20 protein-coding genes and 3 pseudogenes are annotated in these 26,276 nt (G+C 53.8%); 9 read left to right on the top strand and 14 right to left on the bottom strand.

Annotated features, from left to right (window positions below; genetic code table 11):
• Positions 1 to 58: 58 nt before the first annotated feature.
• Positions 59 to 1,069: a type I glyceraldehyde-3-phosphate dehydrogenase gene (gene gap, locus GJ746_RS11610; protein ID WP_154680326.1), complete on the top strand. Its 1,011-nt coding sequence runs from the start codon at positions 59 to 61 to the stop codon at positions 1,067 to 1,069.
• Positions 1,070 to 1,282: 213 nt separating this feature from the next.
• On the opposite strand, the gene GJ746_RS11605 is transcribed toward gap, so the two are convergent.
• Positions 1,283 to 2,257, bottom strand: coding sequence for a hypothetical protein (locus tag GJ746_RS11605; protein WP_154680325.1), 975 nt, complete (start codon positions 2,255 to 2,257; stop codon positions 1,283 to 1,285).
• Positions 2,258 to 3,136: 879 nt separating this feature from the next.
• Between GJ746_RS11605 and GJ746_RS11600 the strand changes: the two genes are divergently transcribed.
• Positions 3,137 to 3,616 carry an RrF2 family transcriptional regulator gene (locus tag GJ746_RS11600; protein WP_154680324.1) on the top strand — a complete coding sequence of 160 codons (480 nt, stop codon included), beginning with the start codon at positions 3,137 to 3,139 and terminating at the stop codon, positions 3,614 to 3,616.
• Between the two features lie 72 nt (positions 3,617 to 3,688).
• Here GJ746_RS11600 and oqxB read toward each other — a convergent pair whose 3' ends face one another.
• A complete protein-coding gene (gene oqxB / locus GJ746_RS11595; RefSeq protein WP_154680323.1) occupies positions 3,689 to 6,841 on the bottom strand; it encodes a multidrug efflux RND transporter permease subunit OqxB in 3,153 nt (1,050 codons plus the stop codon).
• 23 nt (positions 6,842 to 6,864) lie between these two features.
• Complete coding sequence (locus tag GJ746_RS11590) at positions 6,865 to 8,040, bottom strand: efflux RND transporter periplasmic adaptor subunit (protein ID WP_154680322.1); 1,176 nt, start codon at positions 8,038 to 8,040, stop codon at positions 6,865 to 6,867.
• Between the two features lie 327 nt (positions 8,041 to 8,367).
• Here GJ746_RS11590 and GJ746_RS11585 point away from each other — a divergent pair, with 327 nt between their 5' ends.
• Entirely contained in the window at positions 8,368 to 8,763 is a 396-nt protein-coding gene (locus tag GJ746_RS11585; protein WP_154680321.1) for a helix-turn-helix domain-containing protein, read from the top strand.
• Between the two features lie 57 nt (positions 8,764 to 8,820).
• Here GJ746_RS11585 and GJ746_RS11580 read toward each other — a convergent pair.
• Together GJ746_RS11580 and GJ746_RS25385 are read right to left on the bottom strand one after the other, a co-directional pair.
• Positions 8,821 to 9,330 (bottom strand): annotated as a pseudogene (locus GJ746_RS11580) (helix-turn-helix domain-containing protein); the annotation flags it as partial.
• Between the two features lie 56 nt (positions 9,331 to 9,386).
• A pseudogene (locus GJ746_RS25385) lies at positions 9,387 to 9,584 on the bottom strand (hypothetical protein); the annotation flags it as partial.
• Between GJ746_RS25385 and GJ746_RS11575 the strand changes: the two are divergent.
• Positions 9,511 to 9,971 (top strand): annotated as a pseudogene (locus GJ746_RS11575) (transcriptional regulator); the annotation flags it as partial. The pseudogenes GJ746_RS25385 and GJ746_RS11575 sit on opposite strands and share 74 nt — an antisense overlap.
• Positions 9,972 to 10,022: 51 nt before the next feature.
• Here the strand turns inward: GJ746_RS11575 and hpaX are convergent.
• Positions 10,023 to 11,396 carry a 4-hydroxyphenylacetate permease gene (hpaX, locus tag GJ746_RS11570; RefSeq protein ID WP_154680320.1) on the bottom strand — a complete coding sequence of 458 codons (1,374 nt, stop codon included), beginning with the start codon at positions 11,394 to 11,396 and terminating at the stop codon, positions 10,023 to 10,025.
• A gap of 17 nt (positions 11,397 to 11,413) precedes the next feature.
• Positions 11,414 to 12,088, bottom strand: a complete 675-nt coding sequence (locus GJ746_RS11565; protein WP_227852778.1) for a VOC family protein — start codon at positions 12,086 to 12,088, stop codon at positions 11,414 to 11,416.
• A 372-nt stretch (positions 12,089 to 12,460) separates the two neighbouring features.
• Between GJ746_RS11565 and GJ746_RS11560 the strand changes: the two genes are divergently transcribed.
• Positions 12,461 to 13,405 (top strand): LysR family transcriptional regulator, encoded by a 945-nt coding sequence (locus GJ746_RS11560; protein WP_195908828.1) that lies wholly within the window; start codon positions 12,461 to 12,463, stop codon positions 13,403 to 13,405.
• A 235-nt stretch (positions 13,406 to 13,640) separates the two neighbouring features.
• Positions 13,641 to 15,287 (top strand): thiamine pyrophosphate-dependent enzyme, encoded by a 1,647-nt coding sequence (locus GJ746_RS11555; protein ID WP_227852776.1) that lies wholly within the window; start codon positions 13,641 to 13,643, stop codon positions 15,285 to 15,287.
• Positions 15,288 to 15,736: 449 nt separating this feature from the next.
• On the opposite strand, the gene GJ746_RS11550 is transcribed toward GJ746_RS11555, so the two are convergent.
• Entirely contained in the window at positions 15,737 to 16,207 is a 471-nt protein-coding gene (locus GJ746_RS11550; protein ID WP_154680318.1) for an SAM-dependent methyltransferase, read from the bottom strand.
• A gap of 758 nt (positions 16,208 to 16,965) precedes the next feature.
• On the opposite strand from GJ746_RS11550, the gene asd reads away from it, so the two are divergent.
• Positions 16,966 to 18,084, top strand: a complete 1,119-nt coding sequence (gene asd / locus GJ746_RS11545; protein ID WP_154680317.1) for an aspartate-semialdehyde dehydrogenase — start codon at positions 16,966 to 16,968, stop codon at positions 18,082 to 18,084.
• Between the two features lie 67 nt (positions 18,085 to 18,151).
• On the opposite strand, the gene GJ746_RS11540 is transcribed toward asd, so the two are convergent.
• From GJ746_RS11540 to GJ746_RS11530, 3 genes are all read right to left on the bottom strand, one after another.
• Positions 18,152 to 18,751: a glutathione S-transferase family protein gene (locus tag GJ746_RS11540; protein ID WP_154680316.1), complete on the bottom strand. Its 600-nt coding sequence runs from the start codon at positions 18,749 to 18,751 to the stop codon at positions 18,152 to 18,154.
• A 109-nt stretch (positions 18,752 to 18,860) separates the two neighbouring features.
• Positions 18,861 to 19,433 (bottom strand): nucleotidyltransferase family protein, encoded by a 573-nt coding sequence (locus GJ746_RS11535; protein ID WP_154680315.1) that lies wholly within the window; start codon positions 19,431 to 19,433, stop codon positions 18,861 to 18,863.
• 202 nt (positions 19,434 to 19,635) lie between these two features.
• A complete protein-coding gene (locus GJ746_RS11530; RefSeq protein ID WP_154680314.1) occupies positions 19,636 to 21,135 on the bottom strand; it encodes an aldehyde dehydrogenase family protein in 1,500 nt (499 codons plus the stop codon).
• 234 nt (positions 21,136 to 21,369) lie between these two features.
• Here GJ746_RS11530 and feaR point away from each other — a divergent pair, with 234 nt between their 5' ends.
• Complete coding sequence (gene feaR, locus GJ746_RS11525) at positions 21,370 to 22,278, top strand: transcriptional regulator FeaR (RefSeq protein WP_154680313.1); 909 nt, start codon at positions 21,370 to 21,372, stop codon at positions 22,276 to 22,278.
• Here the strand turns inward: feaR and GJ746_RS11520 are convergent, their stop codons facing one another.
• The 3 genes from GJ746_RS11520 to GJ746_RS11510 are packed head-to-tail and all read right to left on the bottom strand — an operon-like array spanning position 22,279 to position 25,434.
• Positions 22,279 to 22,602, bottom strand: coding sequence for a YdbL family protein (locus GJ746_RS11520; protein ID WP_154682706.1), 324 nt, complete (start codon positions 22,600 to 22,602; stop codon positions 22,279 to 22,281).
• A 7-nt stretch (positions 22,603 to 22,609) separates the two neighbouring features.
• The gene (locus GJ746_RS11515; protein WP_154680312.1) at positions 22,610 to 22,795 is read right to left on the bottom strand and encodes a YnbE family lipoprotein; all 186 of its coding nucleotides are present in this window, start codon (positions 22,793 to 22,795) and stop codon (positions 22,610 to 22,612) included.
• Entirely contained in the window at positions 22,795 to 25,434 is a 2,640-nt protein-coding gene (locus tag GJ746_RS11510) for a YdbH family protein (protein ID WP_154680311.1), read from the bottom strand. Before GJ746_RS11510 ends, GJ746_RS11515 begins: the two co-directional genes overlap by 1 nt.
• 203 nt (positions 25,435 to 25,637) lie before the next feature.
• Between GJ746_RS11510 and GJ746_RS11505 the strand changes: the two genes are divergently transcribed.
• Positions 25,638 to 26,138, top strand: coding sequence for a DedA family protein (locus GJ746_RS11505; RefSeq protein ID WP_154680310.1), 501 nt, complete (start codon positions 25,638 to 25,640; stop codon positions 26,136 to 26,138).
• The last annotated feature ends 138 nt before the right edge of the window (positions 26,139 to 26,276 follow it).

The following is a 26,276-nucleotide window of genomic DNA, read 5'->3' as shown; positions in this document are numbered from 1 at the left end:
TACGCCAACTGGTGAGCGGCCTAGATTAGCTCCAGAGACAACAAATAAGGAGTTGATCATGGTAAAGGTCGGTATTAACGGTTTTGGCCGTATCGGACGCAACGTACTGCGGGCGGCACTGGGTAATCCGGATATTCAGATTGTGGCAATTAACGATCTGACGGACAGTAAGACGCTGGCGCATCTGCTGAAATACGACTCGCTGCTCGGTACTCTCGACGCCGACGTCACCGCCGGTGACGGGCAACTGGTCGTTGACGGTAAACCCATTACCGTGTTCAGCGAACGCGACCCGGCCAACATCCCGTGGCGTCAAAGTGAAGTCGATATCGTCATTGAAGCCACCGGCTTCTTCACTGAACGTGATAAAGCGGCGGTGCATATCCACAGCGGTGGCGCAAAGCGAGTGATTATCTCCGCTCCCGGTAAAAACGATGACTTGACCATCGTGATGGGAGTTAACGATAGCCTCTACTCGCCGGATAAACACTTTGTCGTCAGCAACGGTAGCTGTACTACTAACGGTCTGGCACCTGCCGCACAGGTTCTGCACCAGCATTTCGGCATTAAGCATGGTCTGATGAATACTACCCACGCCTATACCAACAGTCAGGCGCTGCACGACCAGCCGGAAAAAGATCTGCGCGGCGCCCGCGCCGCTGCGCTGTCGATTGTGCCTTATTCCAGCGGTGCCGCGAAGGCGCTTGGCAAGGTCATCCCTGAGCTGGATGGACGTTTAACGGGATACTCGCTGCGCGTCCCCGTTCCGGTGGTGTCCATTGTCGACCTGACCGTCACGCTTGAGCGTGATGTGACGACCGAAGAGGTCAATAATGCGTTTCGCGAGGCCGCCGCTGCGGGACCGCTGAAAGGGATCCTCGGCTATAGCGATGAACCGCTCGTTTCCAGTGACTATCAGGGCGACCCGCGCTCTTCCATTATCGACGGTCTGTCAACGCTGGTGATTGGCGGCAATATGGTCAAAATTCTGGCGTGGTACGACAATGAGTGGGGATTCTCGAATCGCCTCGTTGACCTTGCGCTGTTAATGGCACGGCGTGAACGCTAACCGCCTCCTGTAAAGCATAAATGCCCGCAAAGGGCATTTATGCTTGTTCGGCAATGTGCGCAGGGCAAATATTTTCTGGCCTGCGATTCCTGTCACAGGAGAAAATATTCAGTGCACAAACAACGCAATCAAAATAATAATCGGAATGGGTACGCCCAGAAAGAAAAGTAATATTGAACGCATAGGGTCCTCCTGCATAATGAGTATTAGAAGTTATAAATCACGCTGACGGCCGCCGTAAGTTGCGCAAAGACTTGCAACAAAAGCGCCGATTAACAGGGAAATAAATGACCACAGGGTAATGTAGCTAGTGGTTTTTCTGGCAATGTCTGCGCCCTGCTGCGCTTTATTTTTAGCCTCTTTCAAATTGGCCTGCGCCTTATCATAAACCGCCTGAACGCGCTGCTCGGCCTCTGTCTGACTGATACCGGTATTCTGAGAAACGAGCTGCGCCACATAGGTCAGATCTTCAGGGGGAAGCGCGCCAGAATAAATACTGTTAGCAAAAATGCCTGTAACCTCTGCTAACTGGGCCGGGGATTCCGGCTTTGGCGGCACGGGCTGATTCACTGGCGTGGTATCATTACCCGTTGAATTTGCAGCTACTCCGCTGTTTTCTGCCGGGGTGACTCTGAATAACGAGCGAGTGAAATATTCCATCGATGACTTCGAAAGCAGTGATGATTCGTCCCCCGCGTTATTCATCGCGGTTGCCGTCGCCCCCCCGGCAACTGAACCAATCACTTTTGCGCTGCCGCCGATGAGTGAACTGATGGTGGTCGTCAACAGGACGGCTGACACCAGCAGGGCCACTGCCCACGTCAGAAAGCCATGCGCCGTATCGCGGAAATAGATTTCGTTGCTATGCGTATCAACCCATTTCGTACGGAGCCGCCCAGCCAGATATCCCCCCATGCCGGAAGCCACTATTTGGGTAAACGCCAGCCATGCGATGGCGGCAATACCCACGGTGCCTGCCGCCAGGCCATGATTTTCCCAGGGAGAAATAGAGGTAAGGCCCAATCCTGCCCCAAGCATCAGTAGCATCAGCGCCAGCGAAGCTGCCGCCGCTGCGCCGGCAAAAATGGCTCCCCATGATACCGCGCTCGGGCTATTTACCGCGGCGGCAGTTAACTGCCTGGCGGTTTCCTGACTGCCCGGATTGGAAGATTCGTAGATATTCGTCATTTATGTTGTCCTTTAAAATAACTTTCTTGCCCGACGTGGTTTGACATAAACGTCCAGAGCAGAAATTGACCTGCCAGAGCTATGGCAATATCGAACGGGATAATTATCGAAGCAGCTATAACTCATCAGCTTAAATTACGGACGAGCAATAGAAAGCCAACCATATAAATTTATACGAATTAACAATGTCTGAATTTAATCAACAATTTCATATTAGTAGAAGATTTTATTTTAACCATGATTTATCACCAAAAACATCACCACCCAAATGTAACCAGCTGTAAATAAAAAGATAAATGTGAAGAGATATTTTAGCGACATTATCCCACACGTCCCATATTGGCTAACACCTTTGGAATTATCTTATTTTTTCCGGCATAGTTAATTAAATGCTATTGTGTATTAAAGGTAGGCACATTATCCGTTTGCATTATTGATAATTTACGCCATGGTTCGCCGTAATAAACGACCTGATGGCTGAAGGAGTTGCATAGCAACGCAGACGCAGAGTGTATGGGGACGTTTACTCCACGATCGACGCCGTCTTATCCCTCTCCCGGTACGCCCGTGAGCGTGTTAAAGCAATGACACCCTCAGCACCACGAATTCAGCCCTGTCTCGATCGAAGGCATAATGTTGCAAGCCTGCGTCGACCTCAATAAAGAGCGGTTTTATCCGGTGGATACTCTATTAACTCCTAAAGCGTCTGAATGAGCCTGGCGATACACCAGCGGCAAGCAGTGGAAACTCTTTTTTACGTGCCAGGTCACGCGTAGATTGCTTCAAAAAAAACATCGTATTTGTTATATTGTTGCTTATTGATTACTCACCTCTGCGGTGCCAAAAAGAACAAGATTCACCGCAACCCAGGATAATAAAATGTTAGATTACCGCTTCCCGACAGCTTTGCAGATGGTTCTCAGCGTAGCGATGGCGGAGCAATTAGGTGAACGTTCGACGAGTGCGATTCTGGCCTACGGTCTGGAAGCCAATCCGAGCTTTATCCGCAAATTAATGGTTCCCCTCACGCGTGACGGTATTATCGTCTCAACGCTTGGCCGCAACGGCTCCATTCATCTTGGTCGTCCTGCGGATCAGATTACCCTGCGCGATATCTACGCTTCCGTAATAGAAGATAAAAAGCTGTGGGCGTCGCGTCCTGATGTCCCTGCCCGTTGCGTAGTCAGCGCCAACGCCTGCTGGTACTTCAAATCTGTCGCCGATGAAGCGGAGCAGGCTTCGTTAGATGTCTTAGCCCGCCATACGGTGGCAAGCGCGCTGGAAGAGGTCAAAAAAGCCGATACCAGCGGGTGCGATCCGCTACCGGAACTGACCGCCCGCTATAAAAAAGCGCTTTAATGATTTCCTGATTACGAAAAAAAACCGCCTTCATAGTGAAAGCGGTTTTTTTGTCAGTTTTAATTCCTGATTCTACGCAGGCACAACGTCCTTCACCGGTTTACCGCGCGTGACGAATTTACGCAGCGTTACGTAAAACACCGGCGTCAGGAACAGACCAAACAACGTCACGCCCAGCATCCCGGAGAACACCGTGATGCCGGTGACGCCGCGCACTTCGGCACCCGCGCCGTGGCCGAGGATCAGCGGAATGGTCCCGGCAATAAAGGCGATGGAGGTCATCACAATCGGGCGTAAACGCAGGCGGCACGCCTCCAGCGCCGCATCCATGATCCCTTTCCCCTGAATTTCCAGCTCGCGGGCAAACTCGACGATCAGAATGGCGTTTTTACACGCCAGCCCCATCAGAACCACCAGACCCACCTGCATGAACACGTTGTTATCGCCGCCGGTCAGCCAGACGCCGAACAGCGCGGAGAGCATGGTCATCGGCACGATCAGGATCACCGCCAGCGGCAGGGTCCAGCTTTCGTACAGCGCCGCCAGCACCAGGAACGCCAGCAGAACCGCCACCGGGAAGACAATCAGCGCCGTATTGCCCTGCGTGGCCTGCTGGAAGCTCAGATCGGTCCATTCAATATTCATCCCGTTCGGCAGTATCTGCTTAGACATCGCGCTCAGCTGCGTCATCGCCTGCGCTGACGAGAGGATACGAGGATCGGCATCGCCAATCAGATCCGCTGCCGGATAGCCATTGTAGCGAATCACCGGATCCGGGCCGTAGGTGGTGCTGATATTCACCATACTGCCGACTGGCACCATTTCACCCTGATTATTCCGGGTGCGCAAATTGGCAATATCCTCCACGCTGTCGCGGAACGGTCCGTCGGCCTGCGCCATCACTCGCCAGGTGCGGCCGAACTGGTTAAAGTCATTTACGTACGATGAGCCCAGATAGGTTTGCAGCGTACCGAACAGCTCGGTCAGCGACACGCCCTGCGCTTTCGCCTTATCACGATCGACCTGCACATCCAGCTGCGGAACGTTAGCCTGGTAGGTTGAGATAGGGAAATGCATCCCCGGCGTCTGCATTATCGCACCGGACATGGTGTTCACCGCGTTTTGCAGCGCGCCGTAGCCAAGGCCAGCGCGATCCTGGATATACAGCGAATAACCGGAACCCTGACCCAGGCCTAAAATCGGCGGTGGCAGGATGGAGAAACCAAAGCCCTGCTGGATTTGGGCGATTTTCGCGTTGATCTCCGCGTTAATTTCCGCCGCCGAGTGCTTACGCTGATCGAACGGTTTCAGGCCGAAAAAGACCGTCCCGGTATTCGGCGTATTGGTAAACTGAAGCGCATTAAGCCCCGGGAAAGCGACCGCATAATCCACGCCTTCGGTATTCATCCCGATTTCGCTCATTTTGCGGATCACCGCATCGGTGCGCGCCAGCGACGAGCCTTCTGGCATTTTCACGCCGCCAATTAAATAGAGCTTATCCTGCGTCGGAATAAACCCGCCGGGTACCGCTTTAAACATCACGCCTGCGGCGCAGAGCAGCAGTAAATAGACGGCAAACACCGCGCCGCGTCGGCCGAGCGTTTTGCCCACCAGCCCCTGATAGCCGTTTGAGCTGCGATGGAAAAAGCGGTTAAAAGGACGGAATATCCAGCCAAACAGGCGGTCGATAAGCCGGGTCGGAAAGTCTTTCGCCGCGCCGTGCGGTTTTAGCAATAAAGCCGCCAGCGCCGGAGAGAGCGTCAGCGAGTTGATGGCGGAGATCACCGTAGAAATCGCGATCGTCACCGCAAACTGCTTGTAGAACTGGCCGGTGACGCCGGAGAGAAACGCCATTGGCACGAATACCGCACACAAAACCAGCGCAATGGCGATAATCGGCCCGGAAACTTCACGCATCGCCTGATGAGCCGCCTGAAGCGGAGCCAGCCCCTCTTCGATGTTTCGCTCGACGTTTTCTACTACCACGATGGCATCATCTACCACGATCCCGATAGCCAACACCAGGCCGAACAAGCTCAGCGTGTTTAGTGAAAAGCCCAGCAGGTACAGAATGCTGAAGGTGCCCACCACCGATACCGGTACCGCGATCAGCGGAATAATCGACGCGCGCCAGGTTTGCAGAAACAGGATCACTACCAGCACTACCAGCACCACCGCTTCCAGCAGCGTTTGCACCACCGCGCGAATGGAGTCGCGAACAAAAACCGTTGGATCGTAAGGCGCCGCCCATTGCATATCCTGCGGGAAGCGTTTCGACAGCTCGTCCATTTTTGCGCGCACCGCGTTAGACAAATCGATAGCATTTGCCCCCGGCGACTGGAAAATACCGATACCTACCGCATCTTTATTGTTTAGCTGGGAACGCAGGGCGTAGCTGCCGGAACCCATCTCAATGCGCGCCACGTCGCGCAGGCGTACCAGCGAGCCGTCCTGCGCCGTTTTCAGAATAATATTGCCAAACTCTTCTTCCGTGTGCAGACGCCCCTGGGCATTAATGGAGATCAGGAAATCGCTCTCCTTCGGCAGCGGCTCGGCGCCAAGCTGGCCGGCGGATACCTGTACGTTTTGCTCCTGCATCGCCGTGACCACATCCGAGGCGGTCAGCCCGCGTGCCGCCACCTTATTCGGATCCAGCCAGATGCGCATCGCGTATTCGCCCGAGCCAAATATCTGAATCTGGCCGACGCCGGGCAGACGCGCCAGTTCATCTTTCACTTTTAGCGTGGCGTAGTTACGCATATACAGGGAGTCGTATTTACCGCCGGGCGAGAACAGATGCACCACCAACGTCAGCGTCGGCGATTGTTTCTGAGTGGTAATTCCCAGACGGCGCACATCTTCCGGCAGACGCGCCTCGGCCTGCGACACCCGGTTTTGTACCTGAACCTGCGCCTGATCCGGGTCGGTACCCGGACGGAATGTGACGGTGGTCACCAGTACACCGTCAGATCCGGCGACAGATTTCATGTACATCATGTTCTCAACGCCGTTGATTGCTTCCTCCAGCGGCGTCGCCACGGTCTCGGCAATCACCTTCGGGTTGGCGCCGGGATACTCCGCGCGCACCTGCACGCTTGGCGGTACTACGTCAGGATATTCGCTCACCGGCAGCAGCGGGATAGCAATTAAGCCGGTGATAAAAATCAGAATCGACAGTACCGCGGCGAAAATCGGCCTGTCGATAAAAAAGCGGGAAAAGTCCATGTGTCGGATTCTCAGAAAAGGGATCAGTTGAGGGCGGCGCTGGCGGTCATGGCAACGGTCTTAGCGTTAACCGGCATCCCCGGCATAAACACTTTTTGTAAACCATCGACGATGACTCTATCACCGGGATTCAGCCCCTTCTGCACAATGCGTAAACCGGCGGCCAGACGCCCCGGGGTGATATCGCGACGCTGCGCTTTCCCCTCTTTATCAACGATATAGACATATTTGCGATCCTGATCGGTCAGCACCGCCTTGTCGTCGATAAGCGTGGCGTTGAATTCAGCGCTGCCCGGCAGGCGGACGCGGGCAAAGAGTCCCGGCGTGAACTGACGCTGGGCGTTATCCAGCAGCGCGCGCATGCGGATCGTGCCGGTACTCGGGGTTAACTGATTATCAAGAAAATCCACTTTGCCCTGATGGGGATAGCCCTCCTCGCCAACAAGACCAATCTCTACCGGTAGCGCCTGGTGATTGCTGGACGCCCCCTGTCCGCTGCGGGCGAGATGTTGATAGTGAAGATAGGTCGACTCATCGACATCAAAATAGACATAAACCGTTTTCTGCGAGACCAGCGTGGTGAGCACGCTGGCGCTGTCGCCCGCGGTCACCAGATTACCGCTGGTGATCAGCGCACGGCTGGCGCGGCCATCGATCGGCGCGGTCACTTTGGTGAAATCAAGGTTAAGCTGTGCGGCATCTACCGCCGCCTGCGCTGCGCGAATATCGGCCTGGGCCTGGGCGGCGGCGGAACGCCGCTGCTCCCATTCTTCACGAGATACCAGGTTGGTATTGATTAATTTATCGGTACGGTTAGCCTCGCTGCGCGCCAGGCTGGCCTGCGTTTTGGCTCTGGCTAACGTCGCCTGCGCCTGCTCCAGCGCAGCGCGATAGGTGCGGTCGTCGATGGTGAACAGTACCTCGCCCTTTTTCACCTCCTGGCCATCGGTGTAGTTCACTTTATCAATGTAGCCTGAGACGCGGGGACGGAGCTGAACGCTTTCCACCGCTTCAATTCGACCGTTAAAGCTATCCCACTGGCTAATGGATTTCACCACCACGTCAGCGGCGCTGACGGCGGGAGCTTGCGGCGCGGCGTTTTGCGCGACACCCTGATCGCACCCGACAAGAAGCACGGAGAGTAACATTGCTCCCGACGCATTCAGATGAAACTTACCCCAGGTTTTTTGCAGGCTCATTATTTTTATTCCGGTAATTGTAGCCGTCGGGCAAGACGCAGCAGGAAACGCCGCTTCCTTTGCCCGGGCTGGCTAAGGCCATTTGTGTCGATCGTCGCCACAAAACTGTAACAGTTGCGAATACACTATCGCGGCGATTGTAGGAAGGCGCTAAATTTAGTGCAAGAATAATTGTTGCACTTTATGTGCTATTCCTGGCACTGGAAAAAGGCGCGTTTTTACCGTGGATTTAAATGCAACAATAAAACTTGCAATTAACGCAAAAACCGGCCACCTTTAAATGCAACAGATAAAGATGCTTTTAATAAGCTGCGTGGGGTAAACAAGATGAACACTGGCGCATTTATTCACGATTTACTCGACTGGATCGATAATAATCTCGATAGTCGTCTCAACATTGACACCGTTTCCAGGCGAGCCGGCTATTCGAAATGGCACCTGCAGCGGATATTCAAAGAACATACCGGCTATCCTCTTGCCGAGTATATTCGCGCGCAAAAGCTGCAAAAATCGGTCGAACGGCTGGCCCACAGCGATGAGCCCATTTTGAACGTGGCTATCGCCCTCGGCTTTGACTCCCAGCAGTCCTTCAACCGCAGCTTCAAGCGTCAGTTTGGCCAGGCCCCAGGCGCGTGGCGACGCAGTATCGGCTGCGCGCAAACGCAGGGGTTACGCCAGCAATCAGCTCCCCTGTCGGAAAAAGGCTTACGCTCTCAGCGTTGATCCCGTTGCAGTCTCTGCCCCGAACAGTTTGGCTGGCGGCTTACTGCCAGCTTCGCCTCACGCCTTATCAAGGACAGGCATCACTGCGGGATCCGCCGTTCTTCGACCGGCAAAATAGTGCGCGGGCGTGCTGCCCATCGTTTTTCTGAACATAGTGATAAACGCGTTTACCGACTCATAGCCCAGATTAGCCGCCACGTTTTGCACCGATACCCCGCTTGCCAGCTCCCGCAGGGCAATAATCAAATGCAGCTGCTGACGCCATCGCCCGAAGGTCAGCCCGGTTTCGCGCAGCATCAGGCGGGCTAATGAGCGCTCGCTGAGTGCCAGCCGTTTCGCCCAAACTTTAAAGGTACTGCGATCCTCCGGGTGGCTGACCAGCGCATCCGCCATAGCGCGGATCTTAGGGTGCGCCGAAACCGGCAGGCTTAATTTCTGCTGCGGCATGGCGGCAAGTTCATCGAGCGTCACTCTGATCAATCGGCCGACATGGCTCTCCGCCGGATAATCAACCTCCTCTATCGTTAAGCGGTCGACGAGCTCTTTAATCAGCGGCGAAATTGAAAGCCCTGATGGCGGGCGTAGCGGAGGATCGGGCTACGTGGCTCAGGCTATCCACCCATGATGCGTTCGGACAGCGCGGCGGAGGCTGCATTCACTACTTCAGCCACTTCCACGGGCAGCTCGGCAACCGGTTCAGTGACGACCGTGCTCTGTGATGCCTGGTATTCGTCCCATATCTGGCGGAGACGTGTCGGATTACAGCCGGCTACCGAGCTGGGACTGGCGCGTATTGCGTCACCAGACTTCCCCAGTATTATTGCTAACTATGCCAACCAGTTTGCGGATGGCCGGCCGGTAAAGAGCGCCTCCATCGGCATTAAAGACAGCAGTGGTAAATATGTCGCCGCCCTGTGCCTGAATGTGGATATCACGCTATTTCGGGAATACAGAGCGCTCTGGCGCAGTTCACGGAGATTGAAAGCAGTGCGGTGGTCGAACATCTTGAGCCGGCTACCGGTTCCGAAGCCATTCGCCAGCGCATCGACAGCTATGCGGCAAAGCGCACGACCACGGCCAGAGCGCTCAACGTTGCTGACCGCAAAGCCTTAATTCAGGCATTACGTAAGTCTATGGACACCGTGGCCCAGCATCTCGGCATCTCCCGGGCGACGGCGTATCTGTATGTCCGCCAGGAGAACGGTTAAGCGCGCGTTCCCTGCGCTGACCGATACCGCTGTGATTGGTCCGGCGGCGAATCACTGCCAGAAGGGCCGACGGCCGACGGGCTTATCGCAGACGATTTTGGTCGCCGCCTGCACCCCGCCCATTGGTATATATGCCAGTACCAGCGCGCCGATAATCAGTAACCCAGCCATAAACCACAAGCCGGCATTAAAATTCCCGGTCATATCATGAATTACCCCAATCAGCAGTGGGCTAAGCCCGGAGCCAATATTGCCCGCGCCGCTGATAGTCGCCAGCACAACTGCTTGAGCGCCGACGCTGATCGCCCGATCGGGCGTAGTCCAGAACAGCGTCATGGCGGTGAATGCTCCGGCTGAGGCCATTATCAGACCCAACAACTGAATCAGCGGATGTGCGGTCAGCGATGTCAGCAGCCAGCCAGCGGCGGAAAACAGGTAAGGGTAGATTGTATGACGCTTACGTTCCTTGAGGCGATCGGAACGTTTGCTCCACCACATCATCACCACGATGGTGCAAAACTGGGGGATCGCCGCCAACAGACCGACGGTAATATTGCTGCTGGAGACATTAAAGCTTTTGAGGATTTGCGGCGTCCAGATATTGATGGCGCTGAGACTATTAGTGAGGCAGAAGTAGGCGAGAATATAGAGCACTACTACCGGGGTAAAAATTTCGCGCCACAGCGAAACGGGCCGGGAGGTCAACATCTTCCGGTTGACGCTGCGATCGCTTTCCATCATCCGTTGAAGAGTCTGTTTTTCATCAGCGTTCAGCCATTTTGCATCCGCCGGTTTATCATCAAGATAAAACCAGGTCACTACGCCAAGGATCACCGACGGCAGCCCTTCCAGCAGGAATAACCATTGCCAGCCCCTGAGGTTCATCACCCCGTCCAGCGCCAGAATATAGCCGGAAAGCATCGATCCGAACATCATCGTCAGCGGCATAGCGATCATAAATAGCGCGTTGGCGCGGGCCCGATACCAGGACGGAAACCACCAGGTGAGATACAGCAGAATACCCGGCACAAAGCCAGCCTCAGCAACACCGACAATCATACGTAGCGCATACAGCGTACCGGCGCTGGTGGCAAACAGGGTACAGGTAGACGCCACGCCCCAGACCACCATAATGACGGCGATCCAGCGCCGTGCCCCAACCCGGCTGAGCATAATATTGCTCGGCACTCCGAACAGCACGTAGGTGACGTAAAACAGCGTCGCGGCAAGGCCAAACATCGTGGAGGTCAGCCCCAGATCCTGGCTCATGGTCAACCCGGCAAAACCGATATTGATGCGGTCCAGGAAGGAGAATACGAATAAAACGAACAGGAACGCCACCAGGCGGCGGAACAGCTTACTCATTACCCGCTGTTCATCGGCCGTCGCGTGATTCTCCTGCGCAGATTGAGCTAATGTTGACATACTTCTCTCCTTGACCGTTACAGGCTGTTGCCGAGCCGGAAACCTTCCAGAACATCGTCTTTACGGGTGTAAGAGAAACCATCGGCACCGATAGTGACCGCCATTTCGCTCGGCTCGCTGCGCTCTGTGACCGGCTGGGGGTTGCCATCCAGATCCATAACCAGTGAGCCTTCGGTATACCAGCTCGCGACCACCGGATTACCCCACCAGTCGCGGCGCTGGTTGTCGTGAATACCCCAGCCCATCACCGGGTTGTCCGGATCGCCGGTGTAGTAGTCCTGGGTGTAGATCTCAATACGATGGCCGTCAGGATCGCGTAGGAAGCCGAGCGGATCTTCAACGCGTACGGAATCGCCTATCCCGCGGGTGAATCCTTCTTTGCGGCGCTCGGTCCGGTATCCCCGAGCCCGGAACCAGGCCTCAGCCCTGTCGACATCTTCCGGACTACGCACCCGGAAAGAGAAGGCCGCCATGGCGGCAATAGGCCCCTGGCGCAGAACGAGGTTATGGTGAATAAACTCCTCAATGGAGCGCAGGTAAATATGCTGGTCGTCCTCTGCGGTGACCGTCAGGCCGAGAATATCGACATAGAATTCGCGGGCGGCCCGCAGGTCGGTAACCTGTATCTCCATATAAGCACAGCGCAAAATATCCGGTGCCGGTACAGCGGCTATTACATTTTCAATCGTCATTGTAGGGTCTCTCAGGGTTATCGATGTGCATATCAGCGCAATTTGCACCACGGCGACAGGCCACAGCCAGCCGCGGACACTTGCCCAGAGGTTTATTATGGTTTTATTAATATATTAACATTTTATTTATTTAAGCCTTTATCCCGGCGATATCAAGCAGTTTATTTTAAAGTAATCCGGGCAAGGCGAAGGGATGTAAAGATAAAATAATGTTTAATTTCATTGCATTATCAAATCATCTAATAAATGCGCAAAAAAACAACTTCTCTGATTTGTGATCCATACCATATTATTAACATATTAATAGTATTGGCCTGCGATAAAAATGAGGACATTGTGGTTTAACTAATGATAAGCGAAAGCGAGAAACGCATGAATTCACTGTTTTCCTCATTGAGTATTATCCAGTTGAAAACCCTGCTGGTTATTCTTGAACAGCGCAACCTGACCCACGCTGCCGCGACCATGGGCAGCAGCCAGTCGGCCCTCAGTCGCCAGTTAGCCCATTATCGTGCTGCCTTTGATGATCCGTTGCTGGTTCGTCAGGGGAAACAGTTTCTGTTAACGGATAAAGCCAGTGCGCTGCTCACCCCGCTGAGCCAGATATTACAAAATCTCGACTCGCTGGCGCAGCCGTTGATCTTCGATCCCGGGAGTTGTACCCGCCGGTTCTCCATTGCGGCCTCCGATTATGTCGCCACACACATTCTGCCGGACTTAATCCGTCACCTGAGGCAAGTCGCGCCAGGGGTTTGCATTGATTATCTGACCTGGCAACCCAATCGTTACGACTGGCTGTCCAGCGGTAAGGTGGACCTCGCCACCACGCTGGTTGAAGATGCGCCGCCGGAATTTCATGGCCGAATCATCGGCGATGATATTCCAGTCTGTTGTTTACGTAGCGATCACTCACTTGCCAACGCGGAAAAAATTACCCTTAGCGATTATCTTAACTGGTCGCATATCAAAATTAGCGGCGGCGGTGATAAAGACGGTTTTATTGATAATTACCTGAAGCAGCAACAGGTCAGCAGGGTCATTCGTCTGTCGGTGCCGTTTTTCTCCGCCGCGCTGGACGTGGCCGCGCAATCGGACAACCTGTTAACCATTCCCCGATATTTACTGGAGCACAGTGTTGGAACACGGCCATTAACCTGGCGGCCACTGGATTTCGCCACCTGGCGTTTTCGCTATTGGGTTGTCTGGCACCGCCGAACTCATAACTCCCCGGAACATCAGTGGTTTCGGCAATTTGTCTATCAGCACTGTCAGGCGTCGGCCTCGTTAAATCCCGGGAGTCAAAACATGTCATATTGACATGGCAACTATTCCCGGGCCGACATGTTCGCCGGTGCCGATGACTGCTAACGTAATAACAGATATCCGGAGAAGTATTTTTTACCACACCATTAGCGCCGCAAATTAATTATCAAAAGGACATCAGGAAGCCTGATTATTTATTTAATAACGGAGTTTACTCATCAGTCAGAGAGCATATGGAAGTGCATTACGTGCCATTCACCAGCCGCTAATCATGAATGAGGATCTTAATATGAATAATGACCAGAATACGCCGCAGCATATGACGGGCGGAGATGCTATCGTTAATGGCCTGAAACACCACCATGTGGATACTGTGTTTGCCTTACCCGGCGCGCAAATTTATGGCCTGACCGATGCCTTAGCGCGCAACAGACAGGCAATTCGCACGATTGGCGCCCGGCATGAACAAACCAGCGCCTATATGGCCTACGGTTATGCCCGATCCACCGGACAACCCGGGGTATGCGCCGTTGTCCCGGGGCCTGGTATTCTTAACGCCAGTGCGGCACTGTTAACCGCCCACGGCTGTAACGCGCCGGTACTGGCTCTGACCGGCGATGTCGAATCGGCTTACAAAGACCGTGGGCGCGGTCAACTACATGAGCTACCACGTCAGCTTGATATCCTCGGCCATATCGGAAAATGGAGTGCCCACATTGAGCAGCCCTGCGACGCGCCGTGGCTGGTTGCCCGCGCGTTTCAGGAGATGACATCCGGCAGACAAGGGATGGTGGCGCTACAGGCGGGATGGGATTTCTTCACCCGTACGGCGCGGGTGGATGGTGTTGCGCCGCTGGCGCAGAAACCGAAACCGCCGGTAGATACTGATGCTGTCGACGCGGCAGCGAAACTTCTCCAGAACTGCCGGGCGCCGATGATATTTGTCGGCAGCGGTGCTTCAGATGCAGCGCCGGAAGTGAGGGCGCTGGCCGAAACTCTTGGCGCGCCGGTGGTCAGTTTCCGCGGCGGCCGTGGGATTATGGCTGACGATCATCCGCTGGGGTTCAACGTGGTTTCCGGGGCTCGTCTCTGGCCGCAGACCGATGTGGCGATTGTGATCGGTTCACGCTTTGAGCTGCTGGATATTCGCTGGAATTACCGTCCTCAGGGGCTGAAAATTATTCGCATTGATATTGATGCCGGCGAAGTGCGACGCCTGAAGGCAGATATCAATATCATCAGCGATGCGTCTGACGGCGCCCGGGCATTGATTAGCGCTGTTAGCGCAACCGGGACACCACCGCGACGCGACCAGACGCTGGCGGAAACCAAAGAAATCGCCGCCGCAGCCATTAAGAAAATCCAGCCGCAGGTCAGTTATTTACAGGCAATTCGCGAAGTACTGCCGCGCGATGGGATCTTCATTGACGAGGTATCACAGGTCGGATTTACCGCTATCTTTGGTTTACCGATGTACCAGCCGCGCACTTTTATATCCTCCGGCCATCAGGGAACTCTCGGTTACGGCTTCCCGACGGCGCTGGGGGTTAAAGTAGCCAATCCCGGCATAGCGGTATTGTCTATCTGCGGCGATGGTGGTTTTATGTTTGCCGCTCAGGAGCTGGCAACGGCAGTGCAGTACAACATTAATCTGGTCACCGTGGTATTCAATAACCAGTCTTATGGCAATGTTTACCGCGATCAGCAGCAGAGCTTCGCCGGCCGTTTTATTGGTTCTGAGTTGGTAAATCCGGATTTCGTGAAGTTCGCTGAAGCTTTCGGCGTGCAGGGGATACGTGTCACTACGCCGCAAATGCTGCGCCAGGCGCTGGAACAAGCATTCGCCGCTGATAAACCGGTGTTAATTGAAGTAGCGGTAGCGCGCGGCAGCGACAGCAACCCGTGGAAATTTCTCCACCCGCAGTTTAATGATTGACGAGAGACAAGGGCAAGGAAGCCTGAATATGCTATTTAATATTTTCTGGCATAATCAAGCATGTTTATTGTTTTCTTGAGATTCCGGGAAAAGCAGGAAATGGCAGCCCGTACAAACCTGGACCACGATACGGCGACAGCGCAGCACCGCCTGCTCCAGGCTTCCAGCCGCTCACGTATGATGGACGAGCCTATGCAGGTGTGGCAGTGATACTGAGCGGATCCAATATTGTTCGCTATCTCTACGCCAGTATTTTGCAACAGCAGATCCCCACCCCATAGGGGACAGGGATAAGCCCTCGTGCATTCACGATATATACATGAGACATCTTGTCAGCTAACCCTGAATTATTCAACAAAGCCTGTTCAATAATATAAAGCATTACGGATAAAACTTTCTATCCCGCTCATGGAAGAGGTTTGTGATTGAGATATGGGTTTCCGGCTTTATCAATAAGTTAAAACTGAAGACCAGTCAAAATCAGCAGACTTTTCTAAAGAACTGGGCCAGCCAGATAAATACCCAGGGGTTATGGGATTTTCGACACGATCTAAACTGGGAATGTAAGGTTTAATATCTATAACTGGACTACCATTTTCCGCATCAATCCAGGATACAATGAGCAATCCAGCGTTTAAATCAACATGCAATATTTCTGTTGTTGTAATCGCTATTGTATTCGGTCTTTGCGGAGAGCGAGTAGCAAATACTCCCATTTCATCTTCAGTATAAGGAGTTGATGTAATAACAGTCTGACGAGACGATTTATCATCGCAACCATCACACCACCATAATAGAGTAGCATGACTATAGCCTTCTATTCCTTTTAAACCAGAACGGTAAGGAGGATGCAGAATGATTTTTACTTTATCATCAGCCAAAGTAATTCTACCTATTGCGTACAGATTAATTTCTTTCATATAAAATCCCTTTGCGTCAATATTTCACCATTTTATATACATAGTAGCCGTCGACGACAAAAACCATCCTGAATTAACTATTAAATAGATGCAACAGAAAAATAATGCTTTCAAGGTAAATGTTATTAACCGAGTGAAACGAGCGGTACTCCCTCTCCTTCCAGTGAAGAAAATCGGCAGGAAGATGAGATCTTAGCGCATGCTGACATTTTGCAGCATTCTCATATCCAGCTTCCATGGACTTTGTTCCGCCTCTTCATACCTCATACAATGTTTCATACGGGATATGGTGGGAATCAGACTCCCGCGCGCTGCATACTGCAACACCATCGTTTCCCGTGCAGGCAATACAACCAAAATCGTCACAGGTATTCATCCGTACTGTCATGCTCTCCCGATAACATCTCTGGCCGGAATGTAAAAGAGAGTCTGATACACATCATTGAAGGCCCGCTCCTCCTCATTGCAAACCCTGGCTTTGTTGAGTCTGGCAGCTATATGCCAGAAGCGGATGTCTTAAGCCTGTTCTTCCCTTTAAATGCGAATACCGCAGGATATCGACCTGAATATTATTGTTTTCATATCAAACGCTTGCAATGGATTTTTAGCTATGGAAGAGATAAAAATCGCTGATGCTATATGAAACATTTTAATAATGACGGAATCGGATGTTGTTCGTAATGACCTTTAATTTGGAATGAGATATAACGTGCTTCGAAGAAAATTAACATTCTCATAACGTAATTAGGGTTAAGCAAATGAAGCAGATTGGCATTGTTGGTTGGCGAGGAATGGTCGGTTCTGTTTTGCTACAGCGAATGATCGAAGAGAACGACTTCGACAATATATCAGCGCATTTTTTCAGCACCTCCAGTGCAGGAGCCGCCGGTCCTGTCATTGATGGCGTCAGCTACACACTTAAAGATGCTAATTCCGTAAGTGCGCTGGCCGAAATGGACATCATCATAACCTGCCAGGGCGGGGATTATACCAAAGCAATATACCCTGCTTTGCTTAACCATGGCTGGGAAGGCTACTGGATTGACGCGGCTTCAGCGCTGCGGATGGATGAGAAAGCCTGCATTATTCTCGACCCCGTCAACCGCAACAATATCGATCGTGCAATTAAAGAAGGTATTAAACTTTTTGTCGGCGGCAACTGTTCCATTACGCTGAGTCTTATGGGGCTGGCTGGGTTGATAAAGGCTGACTTGATCGAATGGATGAGTGTGATGACCTACCAGTCCGCATCGGGTGCTGGTGCACAGTATGTACGGGAACTCATTGCGCAAAGTGCTTACATAAGCCGCCATTTATCTCCGGATGAGCTGGCATCCTCAGGTTCAGTGCTTCCGTTAGTTAATAAGGTCAGTGAATTGATTAACAGCGCTGACATGCCCACGCAAAACTTCGGCGCGCCTTTAATGGGCAGCATTATTCCATGGATTGACAGTGACTTAAGCGACGGAAACAGCCGTGAAGAATGGAAAGGTGAGGCAGAAACGAACAAAATTCTTGGCCTGTCGCCCGGTACCATTCCGGTAAACGGCCTGTGTGTACGGGTTGGCGTCATCCGATGCCACAGTGCGGCAATAACTCTTAAGCTGCGTCGTGAAGTTAGCGAGGAAGAGTTTGCTAAATTAGTCACATCCTCTCACCCATGGGTTAACTATGTGCCAAATAATAAAGAGGAAAGCGTTAGCAGACTGACTCCAGCCTATATTAGCGGCTCTCTTAAAGTAGGCATTGGCCGCTATAAGAAAATGGCGCTAAACAATGAGCCTGTCTATTCGGTGCTGACGGTAGGCGATCAGCTATTATGGGGAGCGGCCGAGCCTTTACGCCGTATGTTAAATATTCTGCTTGGCAAAGTTTAATTCGACACGGTTGGGCCAAAGCATCTGCTTTGGCCCAGCTTGACACCCAATACGGTTACGGCAAACACTATTCGTGATTATTTATTTCCTGCGCTCTTAAAAAAGCAGGTCTGGTCATCGCCCTGTGCATATAACTGTTGAGATTATCATTGATTTCTAATCCGCATATTTTTGCCCACAATAACGTGTGCGAGACAAAAATATCGGCTAGTGTAAAATCATTTCCGGCAATCCATGGATGAGCCGGATTAAATGGCATTTGGCAAAGCGCCTTGTTTGCATCACGCCTGAAGTGGCTCATTAATTCTTCAGAGCGCTGATTAACCGGAGTGAAGACTATATGTTTAAGCAGATTCCAGATCGGCGCTTCCAGATCGGTAAGAGCGAAGCTTATCCACGAATTCACACTGGCTTTTTGTTGCGGATTTTCCGGATAAAGGGATGTACCAGGATATTTCTCACATAAGTAAATACATATCGCCAGCGTTTCACTTATGGCGATCTCACCATCTATCAAAAACGGAACCTTTCCAAAAGGATGCGGTGATTTAACGCCGGGCGCCGGACTCAGAAGGTCAACCTTGATGGCTTCATAAGCGGCCCCAAGCTCTTCAAAGGCCCAGACTGCTCTCAGTGACCTGCTTTTTGGATAGGTATAGATTTTCATACGTGGCATTCCTTTGTTTTGATTGTCCATTTTTATAAAACGTTAACGCTACTGCTGTCAAAGTGTTCACTTTTACTATTAGTCATCAGGGGCTGGAAATAACAGCGGTTCAGGACACCGATTGCCCGGGGACAAAAAGACGCAATCCGGGATAGCGCTCCAGCCAGCGCTTGTCAGTAATTCGTCGCTTAAAAGTATCAAGCTTTTTATGCTCAAATATGGGAGTCGGCCTCAGACGCAGCTCAAAGAGATCATCAAGACCATAAGGCGCAATAATTTCCATACCATCGTCATGTCCCAGCCTCACCCCAATGGCCGTAGCGGTTTCGGGCCAGTACAGCAAAGCATTTTCCGTTGAGTGATAAGGGCTATCACCATTACGTAAATGCATTCTGGCTTGATTCTTTACCGACCACTCAACCCCAGGCAATTGTTGGCTGAGTTTTTTTTCCAGATAGCTATCGTATTCCTGGTCACAGCATTCACGATCAAACCACACGACATCCACATCGCCAGATACCGGGTTTTGTCCATATCCATGTAAGTTATCCCATACTGCATTTCGCACAAACCCCGCCCCGACCCAGCCATCGTTTAGTTTTAACCGCCGAACCGCATAAAGAACGTTCATTCGGAGAGGATCGTCTGACAAGATTTTCTGCAATAACTTTGGGTAGCCCATAAAAATCCCTGTACGAAAGCGACAACCTGATATCAGAGATACTATCAGTATCCAGACGCGGCAAGAACGCCTCTTCGTCTTTGCCTCCGCCTGGAGCGCTTACCGCCCCGCCTCAGTTATACTCACACCCGGCTGATGCTATCGTCATCCTGCGGATGGACATCACTCTCCGGCGGCTCGATCGCCGCCGGGGAACATGCCGCTAATAACGCACGCAGACCGATTTGGTCTCGCACCAGTCGTCAAGCCAGTCGGGGCCAAAATCACGCCCTGTACCCGACTGCTTCATCCCGCCAAACGGCAGGTTGGCATCAATCAGCGTATGGCTGTTGACCCACACCGTACCCGCCTGCAGGCGATCGGTATAGCTCAGCGCCTGAGTCAGATCGCGGGTCCAGACGCTGGCGGTCAGACCAAAATCACTGTCGTTAGCCAGCCGCAGCGCCTCTTCACCGTCGGCAACGCGCACCAGGTTCACCACCGGGCCGAAAACCTCCTCCCGGTTCAGGCGCAGCCCGGCATCCGGGTTAATCACCAGCGTCGGAGCAATGTAGTAGCCCTGCGCATCCGGACCCGTGTTACCGCTAATCAACTCTGCCTTCTGCTGACGGGCTTCATCAAGATAGGCCGCCACTTTTGCGCAGTGCGCCTGCGAAACAACCGGGTTTATCTGGCTGCTCTCCTGCATTCCGGGCCCGACCTGCAACGACTTCACCGCCTGCTCAAAGCCGCTCACCAGGGTATCGAACAGCGGCGCTTCGATATAGATCCGCGAACTGGCGGCGCATACCTGCCCCTGATTAAGAAAGCTACCGGTCATCAGTCCCTCAATAACCCATTGCGGGTCGGCGTCTTTCAGCACGATAGCCGGGTTCTTACCGCCCAGCTCCAGCGTGAGCCGGGTCAGACGGTCGGCGGCCACGCGAGCAATTTGTTTGCCTGTCGCCGTTGATCCAGTAAAGCTAACTTTAGCGACGTGTGGGTGAGAGGTCAGCGCCGCGCCGCATCCGGCGCCGCTGCCGGTCACCACGTTAAAAACGCCGTCCGGCACGCCGGCCTCGGTGGCCAGCTCAGCTACGCGTAGCAGGGTCAGCGGAGTGGTTTCCGACGGCTTGATGACGATTGAACAACCCGCCGCCAGCGCCGGCATGACTTTCCACATGCCAATCATCAGCGGAAAGTTCCACGGCACGATCCCGGCGACAACGCCTACCGGCTCCTTTTTAGTCCACGCCTGATAGCGGGCGCCCTGTGGAAAAGGAATTGATACATCCAGGGTGCGGCCGCTGATTTTGGTGGTCAGCCCGGCGGTATAGCGCATCCAGTTCAGGGTGCAACCGACTTCAAAAGCACGAGAGATATTGATCGATTTCCCCTGCTCCAGAGTTTCGAGCTGCGCCAGCTCTTCACCGTGCTGCTCCACCAGATCGGCGAAGCGCAGCAGAATACGTTCGCGGTCGGCGGGCGTCCGCCCTGCCCAGCTGCGGGCAACGAAGGCGCGCCAGGCGGACATTACCGCCCAATCGACATCTGCAGCACCGGCGTCCGCGGTGCTGGCGATAGCCTGGCCGGTAGCCGGGTTCCAGACGGTTAAGCGCTTTTCACTCTCTGCCGCCTGCTGGGCGCCATCGATGTACAAACCATGCTGCCGGTCTAAAAACTGCTGCACGCTGGCGAGTAGCGAAACCTGTGATGTGGACATACCCCTTCCTTATTGTTCGCGGATAGTGATTTCAGTCTACGTCGGGGTCGCGATTCACGCTTTTATCTCTGTGACATTCGCTTTTGCCGCTGTGACAGGCTCCGCAATTAAGTCGCTTCGCGAACAGAAAATGTGCAGCAGGTAATAGTTCTTTCATATACTGCGCCCTGTCCACTTGCCTGATGCATCATAAATGCAACAATGCAGAAACATTACCATTACAAGGAATGGGCGATGAGTACGGCAAATCGTGGGCAGGTTTACCAGCACTGGTTAGAAAAAATCAATCAGGTCTGCGGGCAGTTCGCCGCCCGCCCGCTGGATGATAATTTTCACGGTGAGATAGACGCCAGCTATGCGGGTGACCTGAAAGTCAGCACGGTGACCGCTCGCGGCATCAATCTCTATCGCACCCCGCAGGAGATCAAGCGCGATAACGACGCCTGGTTTTATACCGTCTTCCAGCTCTCGGGCCAGGCGACAATCGAGCAGGACGGCCGCCAGGCGCTGCTCGAAACCGGCGACATTACCCTGATTGACGCATCCCGCCCGTGCTCGATTATCTGGCAGCAAACCTCGCGTCAGGCCTCTCTGCTGCTGCCAAGAACGCTGCTTGAGCAGCAGCTGTACGGGGGTGAAATCAGCATCGCCACCCGGCTGGCAAGTACCCTGCCGATGGTTCAGCTGAGCCAGCGCCTGCTGCATGAAAGTATGAATAGCCCGGAACTCTCGGCGAGCGAAAGCAAAGCGGCGCTGGAGGCTATTGTTTGCCTGCTGCGGCCAATGCTGCATCATCAGGAGGCCCGGCCGTCCCGGCGCGATAAGCAGTTTCAGAAAATTATGACGTTAATCGATGAGTCGATTCAGGAAGAACATCTGCGTCCGGAATGGCTGGCCAGCGAAACCGGGATGTCGGTGCGCAGTCTGTACCGCCTGTTTGCAGACAAGGGTCTGGTGGTGGCGCAATATATCAAGAATCGTCGGCTTGATTTATGCGCCCGCGCGCTGCAAAGCGCACGTGATGATGAGAAGCTGGCGGGGATCGGCTACAGCTGGGGGTTTAGCGATCATAGCCATTTCTCCACCGCCTTTAAGCAGCGCTTCGGCGTCTCGCCGGGAGAGTATCGCAAGCGCTGCCGATAGCTATTTTTTCAGCCACTTGCCGTTCAGGCCCTGTACGTATTCGCCCGGCTGCGCCCTGGCAACCAGCTTTTGTCCGGCCATCTTCGCCACTTGATCCACCGGCAGATTGTTGTCATCCGCCAGCTGCTGGTAGCTTTCACTGCGCGCGGCGTTGATCTGCTTTACCAGCGCCAGGGTTTCTTTATCGTCACGCAACGGTTCAAGATAGCCGTTTAGCGTTTCGCCAACTCGCCCCTGCTGCCGCGCTTCGCTTAACGTTAGCGCCATGGCCTGAGAGCTGAACAACGCCAGAGCCAGCGTCGCGGTTATTAGTCGTTTTCTCATCATCGCCTCAGAACAGATCGCTACGCGATTTGAGCAGATCCTCAACGTCTTTATCCACCTTGATATGAATTTCATGCTCAATTTTGACATTCATATTAATGGTGATCGGCTCTTTCGATGCCGCAATCTCAATACGCGGCGTACAGCCTGCCAGCAGCATAATTGCCAGAAAGGCGGTGAGTAGTTTGCTCATTATTGTTGTTCCTTACAGGTATTACTGTCCTGGCAGCGCTGCGCGGGCAGCCTGGCATTCTGTTCCAGCCATGCCTGCAGATTGTCGCCGAAACGCAAGCTGCGCCACAGGTCGAAAATATTCTCTTCATGGGAGTAGTTTAAGTGCACCGTATTGCTTTTTCCCTCTACCCGGCTGGTGCCGCTAATTGCCGCCTGCAGCGTCAGCACGCCAAGGTTATCGAGATTAATATGCGTCCACGATCTAGCTACCTCCATATAGCGCAGCCAGTTAATGGCCGCCCCGGCGGAGATGTTATCGGCCACCAGCGCGTCCGCGGTGTCTTTATCCAGCCGCATCGTCATCGGTCCCGGATTGCTGAACCAGCCGTCTTTAATTATCCATTTCTCATTATTCAACCATAGCGGCAGCGCACCGTTAATCGGGCCGGAAACGGCGAACTGCTTCACTTTAATCGCGCTGACTAATTCGCTGCTGGAGATATTCTGCAGCCGCAGCAGCGCCGGATCGTGCTGCGGCATGCGCAGCTGCTGCATGGTCAGCTTGCCGCCGAGAATGTCGACGCTAACGTTGCTCAACTGCAAGGGAGCGTCTTCACTCCAGGGATAGGATCCCTGAAGATCCGCCGTCAGATTGCGCGAGGTGAACTGGTTGACGATTTCGCCGATGCGCAGCGATACCGGATGACGGGTGCCAAGCTGCCATGTCCCTTCGCTAAAGCGGAACGGCAGCACAAAATCGACGCCGTTAATCTGGTTATCCGGCATCCAGGCGCTACCGCCTTTTAGCACCCCGTGCCCCCCTGCTTCAAAGCCCTGGCCAGCGGCAGCGGAAAAGGCCACCTGCGCATACAGCTCCCCTTCACGCAGATTCATTTTCCACTCCGGCGGCACCAGAGGCTGGAAAACGGTTAATGACTGTTTCGGCCACCATGCCTGGCCGCGCAGGCGCTCGCCGTCCCAGCGCCCGGTCACGCGTACGGGACCAATTTTTTGTGCGTGCAGGGAACCGTTGAACTGGAACCAGGTCGGGTCGCGACCATCAACGTTAAATTTTAGCGTCGATGGGGGGAGCTCGCTGCCGCCGCTAAAGGTGGTTTTTCCGGCATCCAGCGACAGCGCGCCGGTCAGCTTCGGATGCTGCTCATCGCGCAGCCAGTGGATAGGTTTGTCCAGCGTCAGGCGCGGTTGGCTCACCAGCATGGAACCATACTGCAGCTTATCAAAACCGGTCGACAGGCTATTGAGCACGATGGCGCTGTCAACCCATGCGCCCGCGCCTTTGACATCCCAGCGTGCCTGCATCGGCGTGAAATGGCCCTCGCCCCAGTAACGCCACTGCCAGCGGCCGCGGTCGGGCATAAAGTTATCGGCCTGGCCGTCAAGATGCAGGGTAAAATCGCCCATCTCCTGCTCGTGGGCGCGCAGAATGGCCTGCAGACGGCCATCAACGCCCTGCTGCGTCACCTTAACGCCCGCCAGCGGCCAGCGGATTTCGTCGATGTTGAGTGAATCAATGACCCGCCCGCGCGAACGCAGCAGCGCCCCGGGGTGGAAATTGAGTACCGGTGCGGTAAGCGGCCCGCTTAACTGCGCGGGCAATCTGGCGTAAAAAATCAGATCGCCAAGTTTGGCCTCGCCGGTCAGCTGTAGCGGCATATCGCTGCTGTCCATGCTCAGCTTGCCCGGGCCGATATTCAGCACCGCGTTGCCCTTCCCGGCCTCACCCTGGGTGAGCACGTTCAGCCTTCCGCTGACCTGCATCTGTTCGGTGCCCTGCTGCCAGTTGCCCACCGACAGCGCGACCCGACCGCTTAAGGCATTGCCCGCATACTCGGTGTGCCAGCGGCCGTCGCTGATAACGATGCGATCCGGGGTAATTTCCCACGGCAGATCGAGAATTGGCTCCACTTCACCCCGCGGCGTGACCAACAGCTGCCCGCGATTCTCCTGCCACTCCAGCTCAGCGTCGACAAGACCGGGAGTCTGAGGAAATTCAAAGGTAGTGAACAGATGCCCATCGACCGGCAAACCATCCGGAACCAGCGGCATTTTAAACTCGCCGACCAGCTTCACCGGAGGCTGGTCTTCTACCAGCCGCGCGGAAAAGTCGCTAACCGTCAGCGCCTGGCCGCGCAGACGCGCCTGAAGTGAAACCTCTTTTCCGGCATAGCCGATATCCTGCTGATGCGGCGTAAGTGACATCACCAGCCGTCCCTGCCATTTCTCCCACGGCGACAGGCGCAGATTTTCAATAGTCAACCAGCTGTAGGGGAGCATTGATTGCCATTCGGCAAGGGTTTTCGGCGCGCCCGGCGCGGCTTCGCTTTCCGGTAATTTGTTCAGGCAGACGCTGTTAACATCCACCTCGCTGATGTGTAACCGCCAGCGGCTTGGGCGGGAAAGCTCGGCGTTGGTGACGCGAGCGATTTCACAGTCGCCGACCAGGTAACGGAGGTCCGGAATGCGCAGCGAAGAACGCGACAGGCGCGGGCTCTCGTTGAGGGAAATTCGGGTTCCCGCGGGCAGCCAGATACCCGCCAGAGTTGGCACCCAGTGGGTGAGCGTCAATAGCAAAGCCAGCGGTAGCAACACGAGTGCTAATATTAGCGCAATGGCGGCTTTATATTTACCCTTCATGGGCAGCTAATATCCTGATTCAAAATAAGTAAAAGCCGAGAGGCCGTCATTGTGGCACGTTCGACCTGTGAGTTAAAGTTTCCATCCCGTTTAAGCGTAGTCGTCGCGATGTGATTCTCCAGCAGGTCATTTAGTCGGGGTTTAGTTTTCCCCTGCGACACTGACGACATGTGTTACACCTGCGATTGTATACGGATGCTGCTGTGGAGTTGATTATCTCGCTGATTGAATACGCTCAGGGCCACTATTCATTGGTATTGCTTATGGTTTTCCTGCTGACGTTCACAAAATCCTGCGCCGTCATCTCATTTCTGATTCCGGGCACCTCCGGCCTGCTGTTGCTCGGCACTCTGGCCTCGGCCAGCGCCGGACATTTCTTGCTAATGTGGATGAGCGCCAGCCTCGGCGCAATCGGCGGATTCTGGCTCTCGTGGCTGACGGGCCGCCGCTACCAGCACCACCTGTACCGTATCCGCTGGCTTAACGCCGAGCGCCTCGCTCGAGGTCAGCTGTTCCTGCGTCGTCACGGCGCATGGGCCGTGTTTTTTAGCCGCTTCCTCTCGCCGCTTCGCGCCACCGTCCCGCTGGTGACCGGCGCCAGCGGGACTTCACTCTGGCATTTTCAGATCGCTAACATCAGCTCCGGCGTGTTGTGGCCGTTTATCCTGCTGGCGCCGGGCGCCCTGAGCCTCAGTTTCTGGTGAAAAGCATTGTCTTTTAAAGAGATTTCTTAACTCAGCGATATGCTCTAGACTTATTACTATAACCCGACAATTAAACTAATTTTTAATATTTGTAAGATTATTTTAATTATGCTACCGTGACGGTATTATCACTGGAGA

It is taken from the genome of Klebsiella oxytoca, assembly GCF_009707385.1.
GTDB classification, from domain to species: domain Bacteria; phylum Pseudomonadota; class Gammaproteobacteria; order Enterobacterales; family Enterobacteriaceae; genus Klebsiella; species Klebsiella oxytoca_C.
This window is presented reverse-complemented; position numbering and strand designations above follow the sequence as displayed.